The following is a 26813-nucleotide window of genomic DNA, read 5'->3' as shown; positions in this document are numbered from 1 at the left end:
TCAGGATGTTTGTCTTTTTTTGTTATATAAAGACGAGTTATCATATCGGAATAATTAAAAAAAGTATTGTATAGAGCTGGAAACCGTGATATCATCTGAAACAATAATCGCTCACACCGGCCGTAAGCCACTCGAACAACGGATTGGAGGCAGTTATATAACAAGCTTCAAGGGGGATGTAACGTATGAAAAAGACAACTTTAACCTTACTGTTAGTAACGCTTGTATTTGCATTAGCGGCCTGCGGTGACAAGACCGGGAACGCGAAGACAGCAAATTCGGGCTCTGATCCGGCAGAAGCTAAAAATGTATTAGAAGAAATTAAAGCCAACGGTATAATTCGAATTGGTACAGAAGGCACCTACCCTCCGTTTACTTATCATGACGAAAGCGGCAAGCTGACAGGCTTCGATGTTGAAATTGCCGCAGAGATCGCGAAGCGGTTAGGCGTGACACCGGAGTTTGAAGAAGCGAAGTGGGACGGCATGTTCGCGGGTCTGGACGCGAAGCGCTTCGATATCGTTGTGAATCAAGTGGCGATTCGTGACGATCGCAAAGAGAAATACGCTTTCTCTAATCCATACAGTGTGTCTAAAGCGGTATTGATGGTTCATGAAGACAATTATGATGTGAAGAAATTTGCCGACATGAAAGGGAAAAAAGCCGGACAATCGCTGACATCCAACTTGACCGAACTGGCGAAAGAGAACGGCGCGGAAATCGTGCAGACGGATGGCTTTAACCAAGCGATTGAATTGCTTGTATCGAAGCGCATCGATGTGACGGTTAACGACGGCCTGTCGTACCTGGACTTCAAAAAGCACCGCCCAGAGGCGAAGGTGAAAGTAGTCGATGAGCATCCGGATGCTTCCAAAAGCGGTATTTTGATTCGTAAAGGCAATCAAGAATTTGTCGATGCGATCAATAAGGCGTTGGCAGATATGCAGGCCGATGGCACATACTTGATAATATCGCAAAAATATTTTAATGCCGATATTTCGAAATAAGCGGGTGATGACTCGTGGATAAATATATGAATCTATTTATAGACTCGCTATGGCCGCTATTTAAAGCGGGGCTGTTGTTCGCGGTCCCGCTTACGCTCATTTCATTCGCGCTTGGTCTTGCGCTTGCCTTGTTGACGGCCTTAGTCCGGCTGTCGAATATTAAGCCGCTTGTTTGGATGGCTAGATTTTATGTGTGGGTTATTCGGGGAACGCCGCTGCTCGTACAGTTGTTTATTATTTTCTATGGTTTGCCGAGTCTTGGCATTACGATTGGAGCATTCCCGGCTGCAATTATCGGGTTTTCGTTGAGCGTCGGGGCATACAATTCGGAAGTTATCCGCGCCGCCATTCAATCGATACCGCAAGGGCAGTGGGAAGCTGCTGATTCGCTTGGCATGACGCGCGCCCAGATTCTGCGCCGTATCATCTTGCCGCAAGCGGCAAGAGTGTCTGTACCGCCGTTGTCGAATTCGTTCATCAGCTTGGTGAAGGATACATCGCTTGCCGCGACGATTACGGTGACTGAAATGTTTCAACGCGCGCAGCAGATTGCGGCGGCCACGTACGAGCATATGCTCATCTATTGCGAAGTAGCGCTAGTATATTTGTTTTTCAGCACGATTTTGTCGGCGGCGCAAGTTCGCGTAGAAAAATATTTTGAACGTTACGTTGTTCGATAGGAGAAGCCGAATGATCGAAATCAGAAATGTGCAGAAAAGCTTCGGAAGCTTATCGGTCCTGAAAGATATTAGCCTGCAAGTAAAAAAAGGTGAGGCGGTCGTCATTATCGGTCCTTCGGGCTCAGGGAAAACAACGCTTCTTCGCTGCTTGAACCTGCTTGAGCAGCCGACAAACGGCTCGATTCGCATTGGTGATGCCAAGCTTCATTTCCATGAGGGACAATCGATAAAACGACAATTCTTGATGGCGTTGCGCTTGCATACAGGGATGGTGTTTCAATCGCATCATTTGTTCCCGCATATGACCGCGCAGCAGAACGTTATGGAAGGACTCGTGACGGTACAACGGCGAACGAAAGCGGAAGCGCGTACGACAGCGCTCAAGTTATTGCACAAGGTCGGTTTATCCGATAAGGCGGATTCGTATCCGTACCAGCTGTCCGGCGGTCAACAGCAGCGCGTCGGCATCGCGCGGGCGCTGGCGATGGGACCGGACGTGCTGTTGTTCGATGAGCCGACCTCCGCGCTCGATCCGGAAATCGTTGGCGAAGTGCTTAAAGTTATGGCGGAGTTGAAACAAGAAGGGATGACGATGGTCGTCGTCACGCACGAAATGCAGTTTGCGCGCAGCATCTCCGACCGGGTCGTATTCATGGATCAAGGCGTCGTGGTCGAAGAAGGCAAGCCGGAGCAAATATTCGATCACCCGGAGCAGGAGCGGACGAAGCAGTTTTTAAATCGATTGAATTGGCTATGGTAATGAGTGTGCATATGCTTTGAGAACATATCCAAAATGACTGCAAGGACTAATTAAACTAAACTCAACGAATGGCTTGATAATAATAATCATTACTGCTATAATGTAAAAAAAAGAAGGAACCGGCTAGAGTTCCTTTTAAAAAAAGACTTATTTCACTTCAAACGTTTGGCAGTCAGTTTCAACAGAGTTAGTTGCTTTGTTCTTGTTCTCATTGATAGAAATGAGAATTGAAGCTGCTGTGCATTTGTTCTGGTCAGCCCAGAAACGACAAGAATTGACTTCACACAGTACATCTTTGGCCATAATAGAACATCTCCTTTTTTTGTGGCAACACAAAGATGATCCTAGTTGTTTAAGGTGGATCTTAAACAACAGTAAGAAAATCAACCTCTTTGATAAGAAAGAGGTTTTTTGCGTTGCAGGTAGTGTTTTCTAAGCTGATTATAGCAAGTGTACAAAATTATAGCAATCTTTAATAAATTAATAGGATTTCGATCTCCACTCATGCTCCAACATGCCTCATTTGCCACTTTACAATCCCATTGAAACCACACTGTAGAAGTGCCGCGTTCCGTAGACACTTCTTGCAATCTGAAAAGGTCAAAGCATACTCGGTTACCGTCCATTTGTAAACCAATTCGTTAATGCTTTCGCGAAAAGCCCCATTATTTCCTTTAAAGTGCTTTACTTGTCGCTCTTAAAGTAAGTCCTATTGGAAAATGTACAGTCAAATGTGAGGAGCGGGTGGTCAAAAGACATGTGGACTGTATTTTGTACAGTGGATTCGGTTGTTTAGGAGCGATCGTTGCTAAATGAGCGTCAAAGCACTGCATAAAATCCAATGGAACCTGCTCGATAGGAGGTACGCGTACTGTTACATTGGACAAAATCCAATGTAGGATGCTGTAAGGGGAGAGGGCAAGCCGATCCGGGTCGGCATTGTTGATGATCAACAGCTGGTCAGGCATGGTTTCATTACATTATTAACGGACAAGGAGGACATGGAAGTGGTGGGGGAGGCTTCCGATGGGCGAGAAGCCGTTCTTTTGGCCGATCGGGCGTGTCCTCATGCTCTGTTGATGGATGTCCAAATGCCAGAATATAGCGGAATTGATGCAACTCGTGAAATTTTGGCGGACTTGCCGGACTGCTAGATTGTCATTCTCACTACCTTTAATCTGGAGGAGTATGTGTATGACGACATTCGTGTGGGAGCGGTCGGGTATTTGCTCAAGGATGCTGCTGACCTGTAGAAACAAGAGCGCATCCCATGAATCGACGAGCCGCTTTTGTCGACAAAACTTGAATCGGAAAAAAGGATGTAGCATTCGCAGAGGTTTGTTAGGGGCGCGCGGTTTGGAGCGACTGGAATGCTTGCCGGATTCCTTGGCAGAAATGATATCAAGCATAAATGCCTATCTTGCGACCAATATTGGCAAGATTGTATATGATTCAATTGGTCGGGGTCAGGTAAAATAATCACTATCAAAAATAAAAGCCCTACCTTCAACATAAGGCGAAGGCCCACTTACACAAATATTCATTTTAGATATTCACTCCTGCCAATACATGGCTCATTCGCTCGGTTTGCGCGACTCCTTTGTAAGAGAGTGAACATTTTTTTCTTTGCAGATCCAATTGCTTTTGAAACTTCACAATGTAAATGTCCAATTCCTGACTTAACCGGACGATATCCTCATCGGTAAGACACTTTTCATATAATGCTGCACTCAATAGCTGATTGCGCTTGTCCTCGATCTTTTGCAGCAATTCATCTTCTTGTCGTATCCGATTGTCTTCTTTGGGGTCATGCCTATGTAAAATAAAAACAATCACCTCCCAAAATGGGGTTGGATGAAATTAGTTATCTCATCTCTAATCCTAATATAAATCATGTTGACGACTTTTGGTGGAAAAAGGAATAAAACAACAAATTTAACAAAAAAAGAACGCTATTTTTCGTAGCGTTCCATGGGAATTTATATAATATTATCGAAAGATGATGAAAATAGCTTGTCCACGTTAACGGACTTGCCACGAAGGTTCTCCGCCAAATGAAGCATTGAAGAACTTCCCAATGTTACCTTCTGCAGAAATGGTGACTGGAGCCACAAAAAGCAATACAGCAATGGCTAAAATGGATACATGAATACGAATTTTTTTCATACCATTTACCTCCTAGTTAGGTTTGCTCAGCATAGAATACATGCTGTTCATTTTTTGGAGAACATCTTCATATAATTCGATGTTTCCATTCTCTATGGCTTTGTTAGTAACGAAGCCCAAGCATTCAAATGCCTGTGAATACATACTAACTTTTATATACTCGCAGGCACTTTTAATGTAACTTTCAAAAGCAGTAATTGTTACTTTAGAATAAATTAAATAATCTCCTTTTAACCTGTGAAAATATGCTAATGCAAATCTTTTATACGGTGTTCGAATCTCAGTCTGCGTAATCCTCATCTCGTAGCTTAGAAGCTTTTCGATTGCAATAAGGTCTTTCTTTTCCAAATATAATTCCATTAAGGCGACTACGACATTCATAAAGTTGTATTCGGAAGAACGCTCTAGAAAGCTTTCGAGCTGGGTGACTGCCAATTCCGTATTTCCAATCTTTCCGTTTATGGATCCCGTCATATACCTGACGTTTTCGGCTACATTGGGGAATGAGAACTTACTGTATTCCTCCAAATAATGTTTGGCACGTGTATAGTCACATAAATAATAGTGTGAATTGCATAAGGCAAAAAAAGCTTCAGCTTTAAAGAAACTGTCTGTTGTATCATTACGAATCACTTGTTCGCATAATTCAATGCAATCTTTATACAGCCTTAAAACATAGGCATGCACGCCAAGCTTATAGTACAGCAGTATCTTTTCCTCGTATGATAAGAAATTCTCGTATTGAATGATGTTTTTTCCCGCGTGGTAGGTGGAATCGAGCTTGCTAAAGTCATCGCGCTCGATTAAATACTTATGTAAAATTCCTTTGGAGAAATACGTTTGAATGCCGTGATTTCGGGAGAAATCAATGATATGCTTAAGCAGCTCCAACTTCATTTCACGATTGGTGATGTTAATTGTCGTATGAAACAACTGCTCAATCAGGTCATAGCTGTCCTTCTGAGGAGATTCGAGAAACCGCAGGACAACCTTTGAGATAAGCGCTATGTGAGCTAATCGAATAGCTTCCATCAACATATCATGCAATACGTCAGGACGTTGCTCCACATCAATATAATGACTCACATATACTTCGTATGGTATACCAAGCACGTCAGCCAGTAATTGAACGGTTCTCAATTCCGGACGCTTGGTTTCACCACGTTCGATCCTGGATATCCCCGCCTTATCGACTCCTGATTGATGTGCCAATTGGCTCAGCGATAAATTCGCTTCTTCTCTATGCTGTCGGATAAGGTCGCCGATGGTTGTGTGCAGCAGCACATTCAGATTCGATTGCATACCATCACCTTCCGATACTATTAAAAGTGTATTCTTTTCCTTTATATTACCATTTGATGTCGATAATGTAAATACCATCACAGACATAATTTTCTAATTTGGAGATTTTCTGTTGAACCCTGTCTGTTGAACCCTGTCAGTTGGAACCGCCGCCCAAGTCGAAAACTTGATAGAACGTAAGTGGTCGCAACGGCTCCATGGGAAGATAGATCATTCAAAAAGGAAAGAACAACGGCAACAAAGCAACCATGGCAACGCCCAGCAACAGCTGCAAAGGCAGTCCGACTTTGACATAGTCCATGAACGTATATTTGCCAGCAGACATGACGAGCGCATTAGGCGGCGTGGAAAAAGGCACGGCAAAGCACATTCCAGCTGCAATCGCTACGGCAAATAAATAAGGAACCGGACTGACACCGAGCTGCACAGCTGCGGTTAACGCGATTGGCGCAAATAACACGGCACAAGCGGTATTGCTAATAAATAGCGTCAGGATAGAAGTAGTGAAATAGACACCTGCGAGCAAGGCGAACGGGCCTATATTGCCGAGACTTGAGACGAGCTTCTCTGAGAGGAGTGCGGCCGCGCCCGTCTTCTCGATGGCGATGGACATCGGAATCATGCCGCCGATAAGGACGATGCTCTCCCAATTGATGGTCTTGTAAGCAGCTTCCATACCGCGAAGACAACCCGTCGCCACCATTAATATCGCCGCGATCATGACAGAAATGACAGCAGGGAATACTTCCAGGATCATCAGCACGACCATGAACAGCATTATCCCGGCGGCAATCGGCGCTTTATGGTTCAAAGGGATGGCGGCCGCGGCCTCCAGTGGCTGACCGACCACGACGATATCTGACTCTTCCTTGGAGAGAAGCGCGATGCTCTTCCATGTTCCTTGAATAAGCAACGCATCCCCGAACCGGATTTTCTCATCTTTCAGCTGGTGCAGTAAATACTCTCCCTTGCGCTGAATGCCTAAAATGTTGACGCTATACTTCTCACGGAATCCCGACTGCTTGACCTGCAGATTAATGAGACTTGAATTGGGAGGAAGCAGCACTTCCGCAATTCCAATCTGATCGGAAGCGAATCGTTCCGTATTCTGAATAATCGACTGCTCCACGACTTGGTGATCAAGCAGTGTTAATTGGTAGAACTCGGCGAAGGCTTGAACAGCTTCGAACACTCCATATACATACAGGATATCCTGCTTGTTAATGACGGTTGAAGGTCCGGCAATTTCCTGATTAATCGTTTTGAAAAACGGGTTCTTGTGGGATGTTTTACGACGAATTTCGATAATATGTACTTGATATTGATTGGGTATATCCAGTTCAAGCAGCGTCTTTGTTGTGATGAGAGAGTCGTCACTCACTTGGACGCGATATAGATTTTGCGAGAGCCGGTACTGACGGGCAAGCTCGTTCAAGGAGCGGCCGCGTCTGTTTCCTTTCCCCTCACCATGTTCTTTAGGCAGCAGCTTGCTGAGAAGCAGGATAAGGCCGGTGCCGATAACCAAGCAGACCAATCCGATCGGGGTGAACGAGAAGAAGGATAGTTCCTCGAATCCCGCCTTGCTTAGCGTTTCGCTGATGACTAGATTGGGAGGAGTACCGATCAAGGTAAGCGTGCCGCCCAAGCTGCTGGCAAAAGCCAACGGCATAAGCAAACGCCCCGGACTGATATTAGCACTCGTGGCCAGACTGACCACAATGGGCAGCATGACGGCTACCGTACCCGTGTTGCTGACGAAGGCGCCGATAAAGGAAGTGGCCAGCATCACGGTTATTAATAAACGGAACTCGCTCTCTCCCGCCAGCTTGAGCATTTTCCCGCTAGCCATCTTGGCAAGACCCGTCTGAAAAATGCCGCCCCCAACGATGAACAGGCCGATCATCATAATGACGATGGAGTTGGAGAAGCCAGAAAGCGCCTCATTCGGACTTAAAATATCGAGCAAAACAAGCAGGACTAATGAGCAGATTGCTACTAGATCGGACCGGACCTTGCCGCTCATGAACAGAATAGCTGCTGCTGCTAAAACCACGAGAGTGATAATCATGTCTGCAGTCACTGTAAAGCCCCTTTCCTGACTATTTCTGTATGACTTATAAGGAATACATAGGGTTCATATATACATATGATACTTTGTATTCAAGCCGAATGGGATGCACTTTTATGACATGTTTTCGAGCATGCGATTTTCAGAACGTGAAATGGAGAAGTATAATCTATAAGATAAACCCCTTGGAAAAAAAGCATCCTTCGCAATTATTGTGACGCAATCGTATAAAGGAGAGGGAGTATCCTAGCCTGGACGGCCTCCATTAGAAGAGCACTTTTGCTTCGGGCCACTTTCATTGGCTGTGTAGAACAACCATTAGGACGATGTGAGCGCCAACATTTCTGTTGACTCTGGAAAGGTTTTTAGATAGAATAACGCTAAAAGGAAAGCGCTTACTCGTATGAGATGCGGCAACTTCATGATCAAATGGAAGCCGAGCCTATTTTGGGTTAATTATCCTAGACCGAAGGCATTTTTCTCATTCTTGAGTGTATTTTCTAGCTCTTTATGGTAACGTTATCATACGGTTTTTTGTTCAAGTGAGAAGAAAAAGGAATTACCCCGGTATTATAATCATCTGCTAAAAAAAACTCTAATCTTAATCGCTCGCTTTCTTGGATATAGGATAATCTATAGCAGGACAGTATTATAAACTTATTTTTTTGTTGCTTCACTTTGTTAATCTGATATTTTTTTTATTCTAATATGGTAACGATTTCTTATAGAAGGAGGTGAGTAAAAAGTCAATCCGACAGCCTCACAGACTCTAGGGAAAGGACTGATGGAATGCACGCGAATATTCAAACTGCCGGAATTCGGTTGGAAAAACGGCGGAAGCTATGGAAAAGGATTGTACTACATAAATATTTGTACTTTATGCTTTTGCCATGTATCGTGTACTTTATTATTTTTAACTATATTCCTATGGGTGGCTTGGTACTAGCATTTAAAGATTACAAGTTTAATATGGGGATATTAGGAAGTCCGTGGATTGGCTTTGACTATTTCAAGGCATTTTTCAATGATTATCAATTTTGGATGTTGATCAAAAATACGCTCATTATCAGCTCGCTGAAGCTGTTTGTTGGATTGCCTTTTCCGATTATTTTGGCTCTCATGTTCAACGAAGTGAGACATAAACGATTTAAAGGGATTGCCCAAAGCATTTCTTATTTGCCTCACTTTATTTCCTGGGTGGTCGTAGTCGGCATGCTGCAAAGAATATTGGCGCCGGATACCGGACTGCTCAATCAAGCAATCAGCGCTTTTGGCGGAGACGGCTCAATTTTTTACCTTATGGAAGGCAACTATTTTTACTCTATAATGTTCTGGAGCTACATATGGAAAGGGATCGGCTGGGAATCGATTATTTATTTGGCAGCCATATCCGGCATTAATCCTGAGCTATATGAAGCCGGAAAAATTGACGGAACGAACAAATGGAACGAAATTTGGAGCATTACGCTTCCATCCATATTGCCAACTATCGTCATTTTATTCATTCTATCGCTTGGCAACATATTATCTGCCGGATTTGATCAGATATATCTGTTAAGGACACCTGGGAATATGCATCTGGCGGAAATATTGGATACGTACATTATTCGTGTCGGTTTGCAAAACGGCCAGTTCGGCTATGCGACCGCAGTCGGTATGATTCAAGGGATGATTGGCCTTATCCTTGTCATTGTTGCCAATAAAATATCCCGCAAGGTTTCCGACACATCATTGTGGTAACGATTCCATGTTTTTGACGGACCAATTGTTATTCAGCATGAACGGCTTCGAAAGACGTCTTTCATAAACCAATTAAAAGAAAAGGGGTGTGGGTATGAAGGGGAAATGGGGAAAGTGGATGACATTAATGCTTGCCATCGTCATGCTGTTAAGCGCTTGCAGCGGGGGAGGGTCTGATAGCCAGTCAGCGGGAGGCAGTGATTCGACGAGTATGGATAAGGGGGAGAAGCCGGCGACCTGGATCGCGGATCGCATCATTAAGGGGCGTTTGTTCATGAATGGAGTCATGAATGATATTTCGGGCAATCAGATTGACAACGAAGTAGCCAAAAAAATTAAAGAACTGACCGGAATTACGCTTGAGTGGGAGAATACCCCGGCAAACAGCTCCCTGGAAGGATTGACGGCCGGACTGGCTACAGGTGATTTGCCAGATGTTATCGTCAGTTATTTGAATCATAGCGGACGGCCGGAAATGCCGATTCTGCTCAAAGCGGCCCGTGAAGGAATGTTTACGGATTTAACGCCTTATTTAAAGGATATGAAAATATACAGCAAATATTTAGAAGACGGTTTTCTGCCTGTCGATACGAAAAACGGTGTCATGTTTCGTCCGGAATTCAATGGCTCAACCTATTTCGTTCATATGCGAATAAACCGCGAGGGCGGTCAGGAAACCCGGAAATGGGTAGGGGGGCCGCATATCCGCAAAGATATTGCGGAAGCGCTTCAAATCGACCCGAAATCCATTACAACCTCCGAACAATTGTATGAGTTGGCGAAGAAGATTAAGGCCGGCAACTTCAAAGATTCGAATGGCAATGAAGTGTATCCGATTGGGCCTCGTTATTGGGGCGGCAATGAAAACAGCTACATCTACTCCGATCTGTGGTGGGGAGACGAAGGATTCTTTACGGACAGCGATGGCGCCATCAAGCACGAGAGTCAGACGGAGTATGCAATGAAGCGGATCGAGTTCGTTCAGAAATTGCTCAATGGAGGCTTGCTCCATCCAGAATACTATACGATGGACGAGACGCGCGCTACAGAAGGGGCTCTGAACGGCTCATTCGCTATTATTTCCGACATGCACAACTACTTGGAGTTCAATAAAGATATGCATTACTTGCCGCTCGGTCCTTTGAACAGCGTGGAAGGCCCGTATCAGATGAGTCTGACTTACAAATCGGGGTACAACATGTGGGCGATCCCGGCTACGACGGAACGCCCGGAGGAAATTGTGAAGTTCGCCGATTTCCTGGCAAGCCGCGAAGGCAAGCTGTTATGGCAGTATGGGATAGAAGGCCGCGATTACACTTTGGATGAGAAAGGCAACCCGATCGTGAAGAAGGAAGTTATCGATCTGAAAAAGCAGGATCCAAAAGCAGCGCAGCAGCTTGCTTTCCAAGGCGCAGGCGATACGTGGGGCGAGTACCTCGGCAATACGGATTTGGATCCGGTAGCTGACTTCGGCGAAGCGGAATATGGGGACGCCGCATTCCCGGCCGAAAATGAAGGTCCTAACAAAATCGCCGACTATTTCGGTTGGGACGAGAAATATAAAAATGCGAAAGTCGAAGACGGCTATGGACCGCTGTCCTTCCTTGGCGAATATGAAAAAGGTACGCAATTGAAAACGGCATTGGATAATTATAATGAGAGCTTAATCCGGGCGTATTATTCGAAGTCGATGACTGAAGCGGCCAAGATTATGGAGTCCGTTAGCAAGCAGCTTGAGGCGGCGGATGTGCAAGGCTACATCCATCTGTTAGAGCAAAAGGGCAAAGATCCGAGCACGCCAATCTTGTTAAGACCTGCGCAGTAGACAGAAAGGAGCAGAATCCGTAGAGGCATTCCCTCGGCGGACGAGGGCCTCTACGGGTATTCCTGCTGCATTTCAAAAGGAAAGGGGAACGACTGTGAACGATTTCTATAAAATTTCTAGAGGCGAGAAAATATACCGCATCGTCATCTATGCCGTCATCATATTGTTATGCCTGTCGATTATCCTTCCGTTTCTCAATATATTTGCGCTGTCGTTCAATGCGGGGAAAGATGCGGAAAGAGGCGGCATTTTTTTCTGGCCTCGGGTATGGACCTTGGAGAATTATCAAGAAGTGTTCCATTCATCCAATATTTTAGGGGCTTACGCCATTACGCTTTTCCGTACGATTGTAGGCACGTTCTTCAGCGTGTTCCTGACAGCGATGGCCGCTTATACATTGAAGAGCAAAACACTTCCGGGAGTCAAGTTTTTTACGTTAATGATCTTCTTTACGATGCTCTTCAGCGGTGGCGTAATTCCGTACTATATGCTGTTGAAGCAGCTTCATTTGGTGAATACGATCTGGGTCTATGTCATTCCCGGGCTGTACAGCGCTTGGAACATCATCATTATGAGAACGTTCTTCTCGCAAATCAGCGTCAGTCTGGAAGAGTCGGCGAAGCTTGACGGCTGCAACGATTTTACGACCTTCCTCCGAATTATTATGCCGCTTAGCAAACCGGTTATTGCGGTTATCAGTCTGTTCAACGCGGTAGGGCATTGGAATGATTGGTTCACCGGAGCATTCTATGTGCAAAAAACGAATCTGAGGCCGGTATCGACGCTTCTGCAAGAGATGTTGACGAGACAAGACGCGATTCGTGCCGCATTGATGCAGAACGCGGGCACGACGTCGTATGAGATTTTGGAGAAGATGCAGGTTACAGGCAATTCGTTGAAGATGGCAACCATTATCGTTGTCGTAACTCCGATTATTTGCGTATATCCGTTTATTCAGAAGTTTTTTGCTGAAGGTGTTATGATCGGATCGGTCAAAGAATAAGCGAGAAGGCGAGGTTTTCACTGTGATAATGATAAAAAATCCATACGATAAGCAGGGAGTATGGCTGAAAGGCAGCTTTCACAATCATACGACCAACAGCAAGTGCGGCACGCAGCCGCTTGAAGTGGTCTATCAAATGTATGGACAATATGATTATTTGGGCATCTCGGATCACGATGTCATTACGGCTCATAAGGGAGAGCGGCGTATTCCGACGGTATTCGAAGGGATGGAAGTGAGTAGTCCCGAAGCGCATATGGTGCTTGTCCAGCCGCCGCATTCGATTATGGAGGGCTACCATCATACGTTTACGATTGATAACTATCAGCATTTATCCGATGCATGCATTTCCAATGACGGAATTAGTATTTTGGCGCATCCGAATCGTTATTTTTCCCAATATTGGCGTTTGGAAGATATGTTGAGCTTAACGGGCTATACGGGCATAGAAATTGTTAACGGCGACGGCAACCCGGAGTATGACGTGGCATTCGACAAGTGGGATCAACTGCTGACTGCGGGCCGCACCGTATGGGGATTCGGCAACGATGATTTTCATGTGTATGGTCAAGAGAAGCGCGCCTGGAATATGGTTCTTACGGAGCGAAATACGAACGAGAGCATTTTGGAAGCCGTCAGGGCGGGAAGCTTCTATGTATCTACCGGATTTGATTTCGCTGGCATCCATGCTGCCGAAGGGCTGATTACCGTTGATCTGCCCGCTAATGAGAGATTGAATCAGATGTATAAGTATGTTACGCTGATTGGAAAAGAAGGCCAAGTGTTACATGAAGAGACAGGCCGTCTGAACCGCGTACAGTATCAATGCAGCGGAGACGAAGGCTATGTCCGAATAGCGGCATATCTCGAAGGGGGCTATGGAGCGTTTTCCCAACCTTTATTCGTAGATTATGACTAGCAGGATGAATACATTGTATTGTGTAAAGGAATCGATGGACTATGGCAGTGCGAATTAAAGACGTGGCCCGGAAAGCGGGCGTGTCGGTTACGACCGTATCGAGAGTATTGAACAATGAGAAATATGTAACGGATGAATTGAAGAAAAAAGTGCTGGCAGCCATTGAAGAGCTCGATTACAGTCCGAATCATATTGCCAGAAGTCTGGTGCGCAAGAAAACGAACTTAATCGGGGTTATTGTGCCTGATCTCGCCTCCAGCTTCTATTCGACCATTTTAAGCAGCGTGGAAGAAGCGGCGAGCGAGAATGGATACAATCTGCTTGTCTGCAATATCATTGAAGACACAGATAAGGAATTGAAATATTTGAATGTGTTCCAGGAGATGCGCGTAGAAGGCATCATTATTATGCACGAGAAGATCAATAATGAAATTAAGCATTTTTTAGACAGATCCAATATACCTGTTATTTTTTCAAGCGTGAAACCGGTGAACCGCAAGTTCCATTCCGTTATTATCGACGATTACAAGGCGGCTTATGAAGCGACGGAATATTTAGTTTCCCTGGGACATAGCCGGATTGGGTTCATCGGCGGAGACATGAGAGACATTACTTCCGGTCAGAATCGATATGCTGCGTACCGCAATGCATTGGCCGCCTATGAGATTCCTATTTTGTATGAATATATTAAATTCGGCGACTACAAGCTTCAGAGCGGATACGCCATAATGGAGGAGTTGCTGCAATGCGATCCGATGCCGACGGCGGTTTTTGCCGTCAGCGACGATATGGCGCTGGGAGCGATGAATTGCATTAGCGACCATCAGTTGCAAGTGCCTGAGCATATCTCGATCATCGGCTTCGACGGAAGCCCGTTCACGGAAATTATTCGCCCGCGGCTTACCTCGATGCAGCAGCCGATTCAGCAGATGGGAAAAGAGTCGGTAAAGGCATTGCTGAGTCTCATATCGGAACCGTCCGCTCTGAATCAAGACATCATTTTACAGCATGAGCTTGTCGTACGGGATAGTACCAGAAAGATAAAGTAATTTTTTTTATTTCAATATGGTAACGATACCATATTGAATATGACAACATTCCTTTGAGAGGCAGAGATGAGGGGAAGGCTATTGAAAAAATATGATGCAGTAGTCATTGGTGATGCGAATATCGATCTTGTTGTGGTGGGCTGTCCAGAGATGCCGGCGCCTGGGGAAGAAGTATTTGCCGATCAGATGCAGGTGCATGTAGGTGGAGGAGCGGCGCTGTTCACATTGTCACTGGCAAAGTTAGGATTGAAGCTTGCTTTCAATGGCGTATTGGGAAAAGACGATGACGGGCAGTATATTTTGAACGAGTTCCAAAAGCATGGCGTAGATACACAATATATAAAAATAAGCGAACGGAATAACACGGGAATATCGATCGCGCTTAATTCGGACAAAGACCGCTCATTCATCACGTATATGGGCACCAACAAAGAAATCGATCTGCAGCAACTTGATCTGAAAAGCGTCGAGCTTGCAAGACATGTTCATTTAACAGGATATCGCGGCCGCAGAAATCATGACGATTATATGGGGATGATTGCCAGGCTGAAATCGATGGGTGTGACATTGTCATGCGATGTCGGCTGGGACGATACGGGCGAGTGGTATGAAGGAATATATGAATTGATGAGGACGGTTGACATATTTTTCATGAACGAAGCGGAAGCGCTGCACTATACTCGTTGCTCTTGTGAAGCGGACAGTATTGCGCAGTTAAGGAAGCACTCCTCTCATTTTGTCATCAAATTGAGCTCCAGGGGAGCGCTCGCGTGCATTGACGGCAAGACGACCCACAGTGAGGGCTTTAAGGTGGACGCCATTGATACGACGGGCGCAGGTGACGCCTTTAATGCCGGATATATGTTCGGATACTTATCGGGCAGACCTGTAGAGGAATGCTTATTGTACGGAAATGCATGCGGCGCTTGTTCCGTCATGAATTACGGAGGGAGTACGGGCATTCCGGACATCTACGCGCTGCAGCAATTCATAACTTCAATAACAACGGTGTAATCCATTTGGCGGGAGGACTTACGATGAAATTAGCACTAATTGGCGGAGGCGGCGTTCGGGCCGTATTGTTTACGAAAAGTCTAACATTAAAGGCGGAGCAGACCGGAATCACGCAACTGGTGTTGCATGACACCGACGAGGAACAGTTGGCGATAATCGGGAAGCTATGCCGAATTGTCATCGAACAAAGCGGCATCGATCTTCGGCTCGATACGACTGTGGATGCTCGGACGGCGTTGGAAGGAGCGGATTATATTGTTACGACGATTCGCGTCGGGAAGGAGCAATCGCGGTATATCGATGAGAAGATTGCGCTCGACCGGGGATTGCTTGGGCAAGAGACGACCGGACCGGCCGGCTTCTCCATGGCGTTGCGAACGATTCCGGTATTGCGGATGTATTGCGAATTAGCGAAGGAGGTTGCGCCGAACGCCTGGATTTTCAACTTCTCGAATCCTTCCGGTCTTGTCACGCAAGCGTTGAGAAGCTACGGATACGACCGTGTCATCGGAATATGTGATACGCCCAGTCATACGAAGCTGCGCATTGCGGAAGCCGTTGGCCTGGATGAACAGAAGCTGCAAACCGAAGTTTTCGGCCTGAACCATCTTTCCTGGATCAGCAAACTGATGTATGAGGGAAAAGATCTGCTGCCGGAACTGAAAAACGATCCGGCCTTCGTGAAGTCAGTTGCGGAATTGAAAATGTTCGATCCTGATTTGCTGCGGGAACTGCCGTATTTGCCGAATGAGTACTTATATTATTACTACCATCGCGAGAAATCGCTGGATAATATTCAACAGGCGGCAATGACGCGCGGACAAATGATAGCGCTGAATAATAAGGCCATGCTTGATGAGTTGAAAAAAATGGATATTGACAGCGACCCGCAACTGGCGATTCAAACTTATCTCTATTACACGCAAAAGCGTGAAGCGTCCTATATGTCTGCGGAAACGAATTCGGAGGTCAAGGAAATGCTTCCGATCGAGCAGCTGATGCTTCCCGAAACGCTCGGATATGCGGGAGTGATGCTGGATTTCGTGGAATCATTGCAGACCGGCCGCCAACACAATATCGTTCTGTCCGTCCCGAACGAGGGAAGCATCAATGGCTTTGAGGATGACGATGTCGTTGAAATTTCTTGTTATATCGCGAAGGATGGAGCCCATCCGGTGAAGATCGGCAGCATTCCGGACGATATGCATGCGTTGATGAAATCGGTGAAGCTGTTCGAAAGACTGACGGTAGAAGCGGTTGCGAAGAAGTCGAGAAGTCTGGCCGTGAAAGCGCTATCGGTTCATCCGCTTGTCAATTCGTATTCTCTGGCAAAAGCTCTTGTTGCCGATTATTTGGAAGCTTATCGTGATACGTTAGGAGAATGGAACGGATGAATACGAACGAATTGTATGGCAAGCTGACGGCTTTGACGAAGAGAACCCTGCCGGGCTACTGGGGAAAACGAATCCTATCCCAATTGGAGTATATGAATCGAGTATCCTATGTACAAGATCGAAAGTGGGATGGGGCCATTCTCCCGGTTGTCGAATGGCTGCTTGCTCGCGTGGATAACGAGGGCGCCATTACAGAGAGGACAGCGCTCCAGGCGGAGAGCATGCTGGCCGAATGCGGGCCAGCCGCCAAGAGCTATACGCTTCATTGCGCTGCACATGCTCATCTGGATATGAACTTTCTATGGGGCTGGGCGGAGACGGTATCCGCCACGTTGAATACGTTCCGCACGATGCTCGATCTGCTGGAGGAGTATTCGGACTATTTGTTCTCCCATTCGCAAGCGGCCGCTTATCACATCGTGGAGCAATACGATCCCGAGATGCTTGAGGAGATCAAGGCGCGGGTCCAGGAGGGACGGTGGGAAGTCACGGCTTCAACCTGGGTCGAAGCGGATAAAAACATGCCTAGCGGCGAGAGCATGGCAAGGCAATTGTTGTATGCCAAAACCTATCTTTCGCAGCTGTTCGGCCTCGATCCAGACAGCCTGCAAATCGATTTCGAGCCCGATACGTTCGGACATAGCATCAACGTTCCGGAAGCGTTGAATCATGCCGGCGTGAAGTATTACTACTATTGCCGGGGCCATAACGACAACGGCCATCATTTGTTCAGATGGGAGTCCCCGTCAGGGCGATCTGTCGTCGCATACAAGGAGCCGCATTGGTACGATTCCAGAATCGAGCCGGAAATGGCGCTTACGGTGCCTGAATTTTGCTCGCGAACGAATATGACCACGATGCTGAAAGTGTATGGGGTCGGGGATCATGGCGGCGGACCGACGCGTCGCGATATCGAACGAATACGGGATATGCAGACATGGCCGATTTTCCCGAACATTCAGTTTGGAACCTATCAGCAATTTTTTGCTTTAACGGAGCGAATAGCGGACAGCTTGCCGGTAATTCGCGAGGAGTTGAATTTTATATTTACCGGCTGCTACAGCTCGGAATCGAGAATCAAGCTTGCGAACCGGATGTCGGAAAATATGCTCGGCGAAGCGGAACTGTTCGGCAGCATTGCTTCTCTATTCACGTCGGCCCGCTATTTTGGAGAAGAATTGGGCGATGCCTGGAAGAAAACCTGCTTTAATCAATTTCATGATATTTTGCCTGGCTCCTGCGTATTGGAGACAAGAGAACATGCTATGGCTTCGTTCCAGGAGATTATGGCGACGGCCGGCAGCAAGAAAAGCTACGCTATCCGCAAACTTGCTGAGCAAATCGATACGTCGGCTTATATCATTGCCGATGAAGATGTGCGCGAGAGTATGTCCGAAGGGGCCGGCCCCGGCGTTGGCGTGCATTTGTTCCGGATGGGTGCAAGCGAACGCGGCCGGGGGAAGACGCGCATATTCCATCTGTTCAACTCTTCCGTCCGTGCGCGCGAAGAACTTGCGGAGATTGTGATCTGGGATTGGAACGGGCATATTGACAGCATTCAGTTCCAAGACAGTGAAGGACAGAGCGTTCCTTTTCAGTATATAGACAGAGGATTCATAGAGCATTGGGGCCACTACTTTTTACGAGTGCTGCTGAAGGTGAACGTGCCCGCCATTGGATACAGCACGTACGTCATGACCGAGAAGGACGGCGATATGACACGGTTATCCGCCAATGATTTCTATTTAGCCGAACAAAATTTGCCGCCAATCGAGAAATATGAGTTCGTACTAGAGAACGCTCATCTTACCGCACGGTTTGATACGCAGCGATTTACGATCACTTCCCTGATCGACAAGCATACCAATCGTGAATACATAGACCCGGCAAATACCGCGGGCGTATTCCGATTCATTGAGGAAGATACGTTTAACGGCGGAGGCAATGCTTGGCTTGTCGGAAGATATCGCCATGTGGAACCATTGATTCAGTGGAATCTTGAAAGCTGTGAAATCGGTGAAGGCTTTCTGCGCCAGTCTATCACGATCCGCACGACCTTTAGAAGCTCGAAACTGAAGGTCATCGTTTCTTTGGATCGCGATAGCTGCGCCTTAAATTATAAGGTAGAGTGTGATTGGCATGAGATTGGAAAGAAGGATCAGAATACGCCGCAGTTAAACTTCTATATGCCTGTAAAGGTTGATTGCAAGTTTTTTAAATATGATGTTCCTTTTGGAACAATCGATAGAGAAGGTATGGAGTTTGATGTGCCGGGCAACAGTTTTGTAGCTGCGATCCCGACTCAAAGAGACGTAAAAAGATCGGTTATGCTGCTGACGGATTCGAAATATGGCTTTAGAAGCGACGGCCAGGCGATGGCTATTACGTTGCTGCGCAGTTCGCATAGTCCTGATCCGTATCCTGAAGTCGGCATGCACAACTTCCAGTTTTCCGTATGCTTGACCGACTATACCAGCACGCAAGAGATGTTGCAGGAATCGTATCATTACCAGCATCCGCTTGAAGCCGTTTCCGTGCGGCCGAGCAGAGGGGTTTTGCCGCTTGTCAACAGCTTTGTAACGCTGGAGCGTGGACAGGTATCAATTGCGGCGATCAAAGTGGCTGAGAGGTCTGCGCCCAATCGCTGGATTGTGCGGCTTTATGAAACGGAAGGGGAACAAACAACCGTTTCATTGAAGTTTAGCGAAAAGGTGAAGAATGCCTATTTTGTATCGATTGTTGAGCAGAAAACAGACGGGGTGGAGATTTCGATCAATGGATCAAATATTACGTTCGATGTAGGCGCATCTAGCCTTGCGAGCATATGCGTAGAGTTCGACTGCGACTAGAGATGTAAGTGAGAGAAATATATGAATTGAGTATTGGTTTGGTTCTATGTTCCGGTTTAGCCCGTTCGATTTGGAATATTTTTAACGAGATCTAGCATCCATAAAGCTATTTGATTTACTGCCTGTTCTAGCGATGGAATTATGGCAAAAGAATCTTTCATGGGTAGCGTATCTTTTTTACTGTTGACGATTACGGTACACAGGGTGCATGTTTCTTACAAAAGCGCGATATGTCGATTTCAATTGGCTCACGTTTGCCTTTCTCGTAAGTTTCTGCATAGCGGGACATTTGTTGAACTACCTGCACCCTGTAGCACTGACTGAAGTGGCGATCTTGGCTATGGTTCAAGCTTCGTTACCAAAATGAGAGGGGATTAGAATTATGTCTAAGACATTAACTTTTCGTGAAGACGGAACATTCAAAATATTGCAGTTTACCGACGTTCATATAGGCGATGGAGTCGATGGCAGGGACAAAGATGCACACACCGTCGCATTAATGGAACGGTTAATTGAACAGGAGCGACCCGATTTGATTGTATATACGGGAGATCTGTGCTGGAGCCACGGTGTGAAGGATCCTGAGCAAGGCTTTCGCCGTGCCATTTCCCCTGCTGTCAAATCCGGTCTTCCTTGGGCCGCTGTCTTCGGCAATCATGATACAGAAGAAGGAGTCACGCGCGAGCAATTAATGGACGTGATGTTAGAGAGCGATACTTGCTTGGCTGAACCGGGACCAGAGCATCTTAGCGGTGTCGGCAATTACATGCTTCCCATCCAAAGCGCGGGAGGCGGGAAAGTAAAGGCTCTGCTTTATTTTCTGGACTCCGGATGCGAAGCGCCGAAGCATATCGGCGGTTATGAATGGATTCATGGAGACCAGGTGGAATGGTATGCTGGCGTCTCGAAAGAGATGACGGCCCAACACGGGTCTCCGCTTCCTGCCCTGACCTTCTTCCATATCCCATTGCCGGAATATGATGCGGTTTGGCATACAGGAAGCGTTATTAGCGGCAGTAAATTCGAAAGAGTATGCGCTCCGAAAATGAATTCCGGGCTATACGCCAGAATGGTAGAGATGGGGGACGTTATGGCCACTTTTGTCGGACATGATCATGATAACGATTACATCGGGGAACTTCATGGCATATCCCTTTGCTACGGCCGTACAACGGGTTATAACTGCTATGGTAAATTGCAGCGTGGCGCGCGGGTGATCCAGTTAATTGAAGGAACACGCGAATTTCATACATGGCTGCGGCTTGAAAATGGGACGGTGTTGAAATGATGTTCCAAATCAGCAAGGGAGAAGCGGCGCAAGTTGTTATTTATCCTGTTTTTCACGAAGCGGCAGAAGCTCCCTTTCAATCGATTCAATTGCTGGGCCATATGGGAGAGCGAGGCGCTGTAACATGGTTCTATGGAAGACAGAGCGAGCGGCATCTGTTGTTTGTAGGTCTTGGGAGCCGAGAGAAATTCGAGCTTGAGCATGTAAGAGAAGCAGCCGGTAATGCGGTGAGAGCCGTGGAGCAGCATAAGCTGCCAATAGTCGCGGTTTCCTTGGAAGATTGCGAAGGTATAGCCAATATGGAGCAAGCTGTAACCGCCTGGGTAGAAGGCTGGCTGCTGGGAGCTTATGTTTTCGATAAGTTTAAAGCGGAGAAAACGGTTCGCCATGTGCAAACGGTCTGCTTGGATCTCAATCAGCAATATTCGTGGAAGGATGCAATATCGCAAGGGGAGGTTCGTGCCGCAGGCATTAAATTTGCGCGCGATCTGGGTAATGAGCCGGCGAATCATTTGCGCCCGCGGACACTTGCTGACCGTGTCATGGAACGGTTTGCAGGAAGCGACGTTCAAGTGAAATGTTATGAAGGCGAACAATTGGCAGCGCAGCAAATGTGCGGGTTAGTCGGTGTCGGTCAAGGCAGCGCCAATCCTCCTGTAATGATTGAAATTCGCTACTGCACCGATCCTTCCAAGGAACTGATCGCCCTTGTCGGGAAAGGGATCACGTTTGATACGGGCGGTATCAGCCTGAAGAGAGATAACGATATTAGCGATATGAGAATAGATATGGGCGGCGCAGCCGCCGTAATCGGTGCGGTAGACATCATTCGCAACAGCGGTGTAAAGGTGAACTTGGTCGCCATCATTGCCGCCGCCGAGAATGTTCCGGATGGAAATGCGCTGCTGCCGGGAGATGTCTTGCAGTTTCCTAACGGCGTATCGGTTCAAGTCGGAAATACGGATTCAGAAGGACGGTTGGTGCTTGCGGATGCTTTGATCCATGCCCATAAATTAGGGGCAAAGGAAGTTATCGATATGGCAACATTAACGTATTCCTGTGCCAGTGCGCTTGGATCAAAGTTTGCGGGGATATTGGGACATGAACATACAGTTTCGACCATAAGGAACTTAAGCAAAGTAACAGGAGAAAAAGTATGGGAGCTTCCGCTCGCGGACGAATATGAAGGCTATCTAAAAAGCGACTATGCGGATATTTGTAATATCAGCCGTGTAGGTGAGGCTGGAGCGATTACAGCGGCATTGTTTTTACGGAAGTTTGTGCATCCGTCTATGAAATGGGCGCACATAGATATGTCGGCATTGAAAGAAGTGTCGGCCACCAACGGGTATGCAGCGGCCGGCGCTACTGGTTATGGCGCGCGTACGCTGGCGGAGTTTGTAGTGGAGCGTTCCAAATCAGCTTAAGCGTGAGCGGCGACGGATTCTTGTTAGCGCGCCTGTGCATATCTGGAAGCGGCGCTCGGAGTTGTGCTTGATCATAAGGAGATTGAGAGCGTCATGATATTATTCATCGCGACATGATTGCGAAAACGGGGCTATTGCCGACGTGTCGTGGTACCAAATACACTCACGAGATCTTTTTTTTTCGAGCAAGTCGACTTGCGTTAAGCTTAAGACAGTGAGTTCTCTAATAGATAAGCAGAAAAATAAGAGGTGAAAGAGTAATCATGGCACAAAAATATCCTTTGGTTAGCGCACATACGGGAGGAGGAGCCGCTCCTGACAATACGATGGAGTCTTTCCTTGAAGGCATGCAATCGAGTGCCGATCTTGTCGAAATTGATTTGAGAGTGACAGCGGACGGCACCGTAGTTCTCCTGCACGACCATTCTCCATTGCTGCTTCAGCATACCTATAAACAATTAAATCAATATGAAAATCGCATTCAATTAAGCCCTATCTATGAAAATAGACATATTGTGAAGTTCGCGCAAATTCTCGAAGTTGTAAAACAGTATGACATTCAACTCAATTTAGATATCAAAAATGAAGAAACAGTCGAACCTGCGATGCAATGTGTCGTAGAGTACGGCTTAGAGAAGAAAGTCTTCGTTACTGGCTGCAGTCACGGCATTGCAAGCAAATATAATCGGATCCGAATCGTGTTCAATACGCCGGATGAGCTGAGTGAACGAGATATCGCCAATTACGGAGCGTTTGCCCAAAGAATGTGCGATGAAGCCGTTCGTAGCTCCGCCTACGGCTTAAATATGGATTATCGGACATGCCGCAAGGAGCTAGTAGACTTAGCGCATACACATCATTTAGCCATATGGGTATATACGGTTAATTCAACAAACGATATATTAAGGTTTATCGAAATGGGTGTCGATGCAATTACGACCAGAGAGCCTATAAAGTTAGCACAATTAAAATTATTGTTATAAAAGCGGACGCGAACATATCGGGGACTATCGTAAGAGGGAGGAAGGCCGGCACCGATAACCAAGCAGACCAATCCGATGGCCCTTAGATCCACTCTCCCATACATTCAGGAAAGATAACGACGGGGACAAGACACAATCCGTTTCGTTTCGTATAGAGGTCATTCCATGAAGCGGCTAATTATAATGGCAGTAATCTAGAGTGAGCATGCCCCCTTCTGATGGAAGGGGAGAATGAAGCAAAGGGACGGGGGATGCGCCCTTGTTAGTCTGAGCGTGCCGCTGGACGAGCGGAACAGCAAGCGTTATTGATAGGTCACCGTAAGACTGCTCAAAGCTTGAATCTCTGGTAAACGTAATTAGAAATCGATATACTGTTGACTGGCAGAATTGCGTCGCAAAACATACAAATCCCCGTTAAGCTTGTGGAGAGGCTGTCAGTCGGTCCTGCAAGGGATTTCACTCATGGATTAGCTATTGCATTCTCCATTAAATATCGAATATAATGATAACAAATCATAGGCGATGGAGTTCGCCTTTAACTGCCTTTGAGCTAATGACTCCTACCGGTAAGCAACTTTTACTGGTAGGAGTCTGTTTTTTTGGCTTAATTGCACCTGGAGGAACAAATCGATGGAAAAACTAAAGCTACAAGCGAGAAGGTTGGCAAAAAAACAGTTCCATGCCGCGATTCTATTTTATGTTCTTAAATGGATATTGCTTGGTGGTGTGGTGGGAATTGTTACCGGATCAGCCTCCGCATTTTTCCTCACCAGCTTAGAGTGGGCTACTGACATGCGCTTGCAATATTCGTGGCTGTTGTTCTTACTGCCCATTGGAGGAGCAGCCGTAAGTTATTTATATAAACGTTACGGCAGCAACGCCTCAAAAGGGAACAATTTAATCCTGGAACAAATCAATACCGAAGCACAAGAGCATGTGCCTTTTCGAATGGCCCCATTAGTATTATTTGGCACAATTGTTACCCATTTGTTTGGCGGATCTGCAGGTCGGGAAGGAACAGCGGTGCAAATGGGAGGAAGTCTGTCGGAATGGATTGGCAAATGCTTTAAACTAGATGCATTGGACCGAAAAATCATACTTATATGCGGCATAAGCAGCGGGTTTGGCTCGGTCTTTGGCACACCGTTGGCAGGCACTTTTTTTGCCATTGAAGTGCTGGCAATTGGCATGTTCAGGCACAGTGCTATTTTCCCAAGCTTTGTTGCCAGCTTGGCGGGGGACAGAGTAACTGCTGCGTGGGGGGTTCACCATAGCCATTATACCATTGGGGCCATTCCAGAGATGACACTTCCCTTGATTCTAAAAGTGTGTATTGCAGCCATTTTGTTTGGTTTGACAAGCATTTTGTTCAGCGAGCTGACCCATCGTTTGAAAAAGGGCTTCTCCATCCTTTTCAAAAATCCGATGTTAAAAAGCTTTGTTGGCGGTTCGATTGTCATCGGCTTGGTCTATCTGGTCGGAACTCGTGATTATATTGGACTGGGGCTTCCATTATTGACGCAGGCTTTCGATGGTGAAGTCGCTCCAGGCTCCTTTTTCCTGAAGACTATATTTACATCGGTGACCCTTGGATCCGGGTTTCAGGGAGGGGAAGTGACCCCGCTCTTTGTCATTGGGGCTACTCTAGGCAACGCTTTGGCCGCTTTGCTGCAGGTGTCGGCACCATTTATGGCTGCTTTAGGCATGGTCGCTGTCTTCAGTGGCGCAACCAATACTCCGCTAGCTTGTTTTGTGATGGGGATTGAATTGTTTGGTTCCGAAGCGAGCGTATATCTCTTTATGGTGTGCGTGGTCAGCTATTTATTCTCTGGGCATACCGGCATCTATACATCTCAAATGATAGGTGTAAGCAAGAGCCGGCTCTTTCCATATCCGAAGGCTTCAACCCTGGATTCCGTTCATAGCAAACAAAACAAAGAGGAAAACTGACCAGCGCTCCTTATCAACTGTAAGGCACATGAAACGTACTGCTGCGAAATGGAGAATATTCTGTTTACTGTAGTCGTGAATGATAAGGAATGCGCAGGGGGTAAGTGGATCAGGGGGAAACATATAAGCAAGTTTCTTTTGAAGTGCTGGCTGATTATGCCGGTAATTATATCTTTTTGGATGAATCGAATGGCGGTGCGTTGAACAAAAAAGATCCCATATGGAGTTCTATCGCTGCGGTTAAAAATGACCGGGTCTTCTACCTTGATGCAAAACGATTTTGGCCCTATGATCCGATTGCTGTGTTAGCCCATGCGGAGGAAGGGGCTGATATGCTTGTGCGTATAGTCCCTGACAATTGAATATTGTTAATGGCTGGAAAAGAAGCGAACGCCCATGTTACGATGGTAGGCAAAGGAAGTGAGCGTTACAATGGAACGAATATTGGCAATCAGCGACATTCACGGGGAACTGGAAAAGTTCGAGCAGCTATTGGAGACGGTTCACTACGATCCGAATCAAGACCAGTTGCTGTTGCTTGGCGATTATATCGATCGTGGTCCGCGCTCGAGAGACGTCATTCAAAAGGTGAGGGTGTTGCAGCAGCAAGGAGCCATAGCGCTAATGGGAAACCATGAGAAAATGATGCTCGATGCGTTTCGGAACGAAGACAAGGCGCTCGGACGTTGGTTCCGCAATGGAGCGAGGCAGACGCTGCTAAGTTACGATTATCCATTTCAGGCAAATGAAACCGAAGAGGTCCCTGTGTTGGCCCACTTGGAATGGACCGATGAATTAAAAGAGACTGTCTCATTTCTGGAGAAGCTGCCCTATTATTATGAGACGGATGCATATATTTTTGTTCATGCCGGCGTTGAGCCTGGCGTACCTTTATCTGACTGTGATCCGAACAGGCTAGTCTGGATTCGAGGGGAATTTTATGATGGGTATTGCGGGGCGAAGACGGTCATTTTCGGTCATACTAACACCAAGTCGCTGCATGGAACGGACGACGTTTATTTTGCTGCGAATCGGATAATCGGAATCGATGGCGGGTGTGTATACGGCGGCCGCTTGAACTGCTTGGAATTGCCGTCCAGACAAACATATTATGTAGAATGAGTGGACCTAAACCATTTTGATACAGGAAGAGGAAATGTTATGAATAAGAAAAGGGAGGTGCAACAATGACTTTTAATTGGGGGATTGCAATCTACCAGATCGTATTACTCGGATTAATTGCCTTGTTTTTCATTGGGTTATATCGGTTTGTAAATCGAATGGTACAGCATATGCGCAATACGAAAGCTACCTTGCAGCGTTTAGAGGAAAAAGTGGACTATTTATTGAATGATAAAGATAAAACTCAGGCGAAGTGAAGGGTCAAGA

General features: G+C 46.5%; 24 protein-coding genes and 1 riboswitch. Of the genes, 19 read left to right on the top strand and 5 right to left on the bottom strand.

Annotated elements, in window-relative coordinates; genetic code table 11:
* The first annotated feature begins 185 nt into the window (after positions 1–185).
* From M3650_RS02545 to M3650_RS02535, 3 genes are read left to right on the top strand one after another with little or no spacing between them, the layout of a single operon-like run.
* A complete protein-coding gene (locus M3650_RS02545) occupies positions 186–1007 on the top strand; it encodes an amino acid ABC transporter substrate-binding protein (protein ID WP_251572119.1) in 822 nt (273 codons plus the stop codon).
* Between the two features lie 26 nt (positions 1008–1033).
* A complete protein-coding gene (locus M3650_RS02540) occupies positions 1034–1687 on the top strand; it encodes an amino acid ABC transporter permease (protein ID WP_251572736.1) in 654 nt (217 codons plus the stop codon).
* Positions 1688–1697: 10 nt separating this feature from the next.
* Complete coding sequence (locus M3650_RS02535; protein ID WP_251572117.1) at positions 1698–2447, top strand: amino acid ABC transporter ATP-binding protein; 750 nt, start codon at positions 1698–1700, stop codon at positions 2445–2447.
* 147 nt (positions 2448–2594) lie between these two features.
* Here M3650_RS02535 and M3650_RS02530 read toward each other — a convergent pair whose 3' ends face one another.
* Positions 2595–2750 carry a DUF1540 domain-containing protein gene (locus tag M3650_RS02530; protein WP_019424446.1) on the bottom strand — a complete coding sequence of 52 codons (156 nt, stop codon included), beginning with the start codon at positions 2748–2750 and terminating at the stop codon, positions 2595–2597.
* Positions 2751–3373: 623 nt separating this feature from the next.
* Between M3650_RS02530 and M3650_RS02525 the strand changes: the two genes are divergently transcribed.
* Positions 3374–3601: a response regulator transcription factor gene (locus M3650_RS02525; protein WP_311295017.1), complete on the top strand. Its 228-nt coding sequence runs from the start codon at positions 3374–3376 to the stop codon at positions 3599–3601.
* 391 nt (positions 3602–3992) lie between these two features.
* Here the strand turns inward: M3650_RS02525 and M3650_RS02520 are convergent, their stop codons facing one another.
* The 4 genes from M3650_RS02520 to M3650_RS02505 all read right to left on the bottom strand — a co-directional run bounded on the left by M3650_RS02520 (position 3993) and on the right by M3650_RS02505 (position 7995).
* On the bottom strand, positions 3993–4217 hold the full coding sequence (locus M3650_RS02520) for an aspartyl-phosphate phosphatase Spo0E family protein (RefSeq protein WP_251572115.1): 225 nt from the start codon (positions 4215–4217) through the stop codon (positions 3993–3995).
* Positions 4218–4469: 252 nt separating this feature from the next.
* The gene (locus M3650_RS02515; RefSeq protein ID WP_251572113.1) at positions 4470–4613 is read right to left on the bottom strand and encodes a hypothetical protein; all 144 of its coding nucleotides are present in this window, start codon (positions 4611–4613) and stop codon (positions 4470–4472) included.
* A 12-nt stretch (positions 4614–4625) separates the two neighbouring features.
* A complete protein-coding gene (locus M3650_RS02510) occupies positions 4626–6002 on the bottom strand; it encodes a helix-turn-helix domain-containing protein (protein ID WP_251572111.1) in 1377 nt (458 codons plus the stop codon).
* Between the two features lie 127 nt (positions 6003–6129).
* Positions 6130–7995, bottom strand: a complete 1866-nt coding sequence (locus M3650_RS02505) for an SLC13 family permease (RefSeq protein ID WP_251572109.1) — start codon at positions 7993–7995, stop codon at positions 6130–6132.
* Positions 7996–8772: 777 nt separating this feature from the next.
* Between M3650_RS02505 and M3650_RS02500 the strand changes: the two genes are divergently transcribed.
* From M3650_RS02500 to M3650_RS02430, 15 genes are all read left to right on the top strand, one after another.
* Positions 8773–9723 carry an ABC transporter permease gene (locus M3650_RS02500; protein ID WP_251572107.1) on the top strand — a complete coding sequence of 317 codons (951 nt, stop codon included), beginning with the start codon at positions 8773–8775 and terminating at the stop codon, positions 9721–9723.
* A gap of 94 nt (positions 9724–9817) precedes the next feature.
* Positions 9818–11548, top strand: coding sequence for an extracellular solute-binding protein (locus tag M3650_RS02495; protein WP_251572105.1), 1731 nt, complete (start codon positions 9818–9820; stop codon positions 11546–11548).
* Between the two features lie 94 nt (positions 11549–11642).
* Positions 11643–12551, top strand: coding sequence for a carbohydrate ABC transporter permease (locus M3650_RS02490; RefSeq protein WP_251572103.1), 909 nt, complete (start codon positions 11643–11645; stop codon positions 12549–12551).
* 28 nt (positions 12552–12579) lie between these two features.
* The gene (locus tag M3650_RS02485; RefSeq protein ID WP_251572732.1) at positions 12580–13470 is read left to right on the top strand and encodes a CehA/McbA family metallohydrolase domain-containing protein; all 891 of its coding nucleotides are present in this window, start codon (positions 12580–12582) and stop codon (positions 13468–13470) included.
* 41 nt (positions 13471–13511) lie between these two features.
* Positions 13512–14519 carry a LacI family DNA-binding transcriptional regulator gene (locus M3650_RS02480; RefSeq protein ID WP_233699093.1) on the top strand — a complete coding sequence of 336 codons (1008 nt, stop codon included), beginning with the start codon at positions 13512–13514 and terminating at the stop codon, positions 14517–14519.
* A gap of 81 nt (positions 14520–14600) precedes the next feature.
* Positions 14601–15533 (top strand): carbohydrate kinase family protein, encoded by a 933-nt coding sequence (locus M3650_RS02475; RefSeq protein ID WP_251572101.1) that lies wholly within the window; start codon positions 14601–14603, stop codon positions 15531–15533.
* Between the two features lie 23 nt (positions 15534–15556).
* On the top strand, positions 15557–16927 hold the full coding sequence (locus M3650_RS02470) for a family 4 glycosyl hydrolase (protein ID WP_251572098.1): 1371 nt from the start codon (positions 15557–15559) through the stop codon (positions 16925–16927).
* Positions 16924–19776: an alpha-mannosidase gene (locus M3650_RS02465; RefSeq protein WP_251572096.1), complete on the top strand. Its 2853-nt coding sequence runs from the start codon at positions 16924–16926 to the stop codon at positions 19774–19776. The genes M3650_RS02470 and M3650_RS02465 overlap by 4 nt, the downstream gene beginning before the upstream one ends.
* Positions 19777–20158: 382 nt before the next feature.
* Entirely contained in the window at positions 20159–21064 is a 906-nt protein-coding gene (locus tag M3650_RS02460) for a metallophosphoesterase family protein (RefSeq protein ID WP_251572094.1), read from the top strand.
* Positions 21064–22491 (top strand): leucyl aminopeptidase family protein, encoded by a 1428-nt coding sequence (locus M3650_RS02455; RefSeq protein WP_251572092.1) that lies wholly within the window; start codon positions 21064–21066, stop codon positions 22489–22491. Before M3650_RS02460 ends, M3650_RS02455 begins: the two co-directional genes overlap by 1 nt.
* A gap of 263 nt (positions 22492–22754) precedes the next feature.
* Positions 22755–23474: a glycerophosphodiester phosphodiesterase gene (locus M3650_RS02450; RefSeq protein ID WP_251572090.1), complete on the top strand. Its 720-nt coding sequence runs from the start codon at positions 22755–22757 to the stop codon at positions 23472–23474.
* 509 nt (positions 23475–23983) lie between these two features.
* Positions 23984–24044, top strand: a riboswitch (Fluoride riboswitch).
* Between the two features lie 60 nt (positions 24045–24104).
* Complete coding sequence (locus M3650_RS02445; RefSeq protein ID WP_251572088.1) at positions 24105–25424, top strand: voltage-gated chloride channel family protein; 1320 nt, start codon at positions 24105–24107, stop codon at positions 25422–25424.
* A gap of 104 nt (positions 25425–25528) precedes the next feature.
* On the top strand, positions 25529–25786 hold the full coding sequence (locus tag M3650_RS02440) for a TroA family protein (protein ID WP_251572086.1): 258 nt from the start codon (positions 25529–25531) through the stop codon (positions 25784–25786).
* Between the two features lie 70 nt (positions 25787–25856).
* Positions 25857–26546 carry a metallophosphoesterase family protein gene (locus tag M3650_RS02435; protein WP_251572084.1) on the top strand — a complete coding sequence of 230 codons (690 nt, stop codon included), beginning with the start codon at positions 25857–25859 and terminating at the stop codon, positions 26544–26546.
* 65 nt (positions 26547–26611) lie between these two features.
* On the top strand, positions 26612–26803 hold the full coding sequence (locus M3650_RS02430) for a DUF4083 family protein (protein ID WP_251572082.1): 192 nt from the start codon (positions 26612–26614) through the stop codon (positions 26801–26803).
* Positions 26804–26813 lie beyond the last annotated feature (10 nt).

This window comes from Paenibacillus sp. MER TA 81-3, assembly GCF_023713585.1.
Taxonomy (GTDB): domain Bacteria; phylum Bacillota; class Bacilli; order Paenibacillales; family Paenibacillaceae; genus Paenibacillus_B; species Paenibacillus_B profundus.
This window is presented reverse-complemented; position numbering and strand designations above follow the sequence as displayed.

Excerpts from the sequence above, each read along its gene's own strand:
- M3650_RS02445 (WP_251572088.1), top strand. The coding sequence starts at position 24,105 with ATGGAAAAACTAAAGCTACAAGCGAGAAGGTTGGCAAAAAAACAGTTC.
- M3650_RS02500 (WP_251572107.1), top strand. The coding sequence starts at position 8,773 with ATGCACGCGAATATTCAAACTGCCGGAATTCGGTTGGAAAAACGGCGG.
- M3650_RS02545 (WP_251572119.1), top strand. The coding sequence starts at position 186 with ATGAAAAAGACAACTTTAACCTTACTGTTAGTAACGCTTGTATTTGCA.
- M3650_RS02480 (WP_233699093.1), top strand. The coding sequence starts at position 13,512 with ATGGCAGTGCGAATTAAAGACGTGGCCCGGAAAGCGGGCGTGTCGGTT.
- M3650_RS02430 (WP_251572082.1), top strand. The coding sequence starts at position 26,612 with ATGACTTTTAATTGGGGGATTGCAATCTACCAGATCGTATTACTCGGA.
- M3650_RS02470 (WP_251572098.1), top strand. The coding sequence starts at position 15,557 with ATGAAATTAGCACTAATTGGCGGAGGCGGCGTTCGGGCCGTATTGTTT.
- M3650_RS02515 (WP_251572113.1), bottom strand. The coding sequence starts at position 4,613 with ATGAAAAAAATTCGTATTCATGTATCCATTTTAGCCATTGCTGTATTG.
- M3650_RS02540 (WP_251572736.1), top strand. The coding sequence starts at position 1,034 with ATGAATCTATTTATAGACTCGCTATGGCCGCTATTTAAAGCGGGGCTG.
- M3650_RS02485 (WP_251572732.1), top strand. The coding sequence starts at position 12,580 with ATGATAAAAAATCCATACGATAAGCAGGGAGTATGGCTGAAAGGCAGC.
- M3650_RS02465 (WP_251572096.1), top strand. The coding sequence starts at position 16,924 with ATGAATACGAACGAATTGTATGGCAAGCTGACGGCTTTGACGAAGAGA.
- M3650_RS02535 (WP_251572117.1), top strand. The coding sequence starts at position 1,698 with ATGATCGAAATCAGAAATGTGCAGAAAAGCTTCGGAAGCTTATCGGTC.
- M3650_RS02530 (WP_019424446.1), bottom strand. The coding sequence starts at position 2,750 with ATGGCCAAAGATGTACTGTGTGAAGTCAATTCTTGTCGTTTCTGGGCT.
- M3650_RS02510 (WP_251572111.1), bottom strand. The coding sequence starts at position 6,002 with ATGTCTGTGATGGTATTTACATTATCGACATCAAATGGTAATATAAAG.
- M3650_RS02450 (WP_251572090.1), top strand. The coding sequence starts at position 22,755 with ATGGCACAAAAATATCCTTTGGTTAGCGCACATACGGGAGGAGGAGCC.
- M3650_RS02435 (WP_251572084.1), top strand. The coding sequence starts at position 25,857 with ATGGAACGAATATTGGCAATCAGCGACATTCACGGGGAACTGGAAAAG.
- M3650_RS02455 (WP_251572092.1), top strand. The coding sequence starts at position 21,064 with ATGTTCCAAATCAGCAAGGGAGAAGCGGCGCAAGTTGTTATTTATCCT.
- M3650_RS02495 (WP_251572105.1), top strand. The coding sequence starts at position 9,818 with ATGAAGGGGAAATGGGGAAAGTGGATGACATTAATGCTTGCCATCGTC.
- M3650_RS02460 (WP_251572094.1), top strand. The coding sequence starts at position 20,159 with ATGTCTAAGACATTAACTTTTCGTGAAGACGGAACATTCAAAATATTG.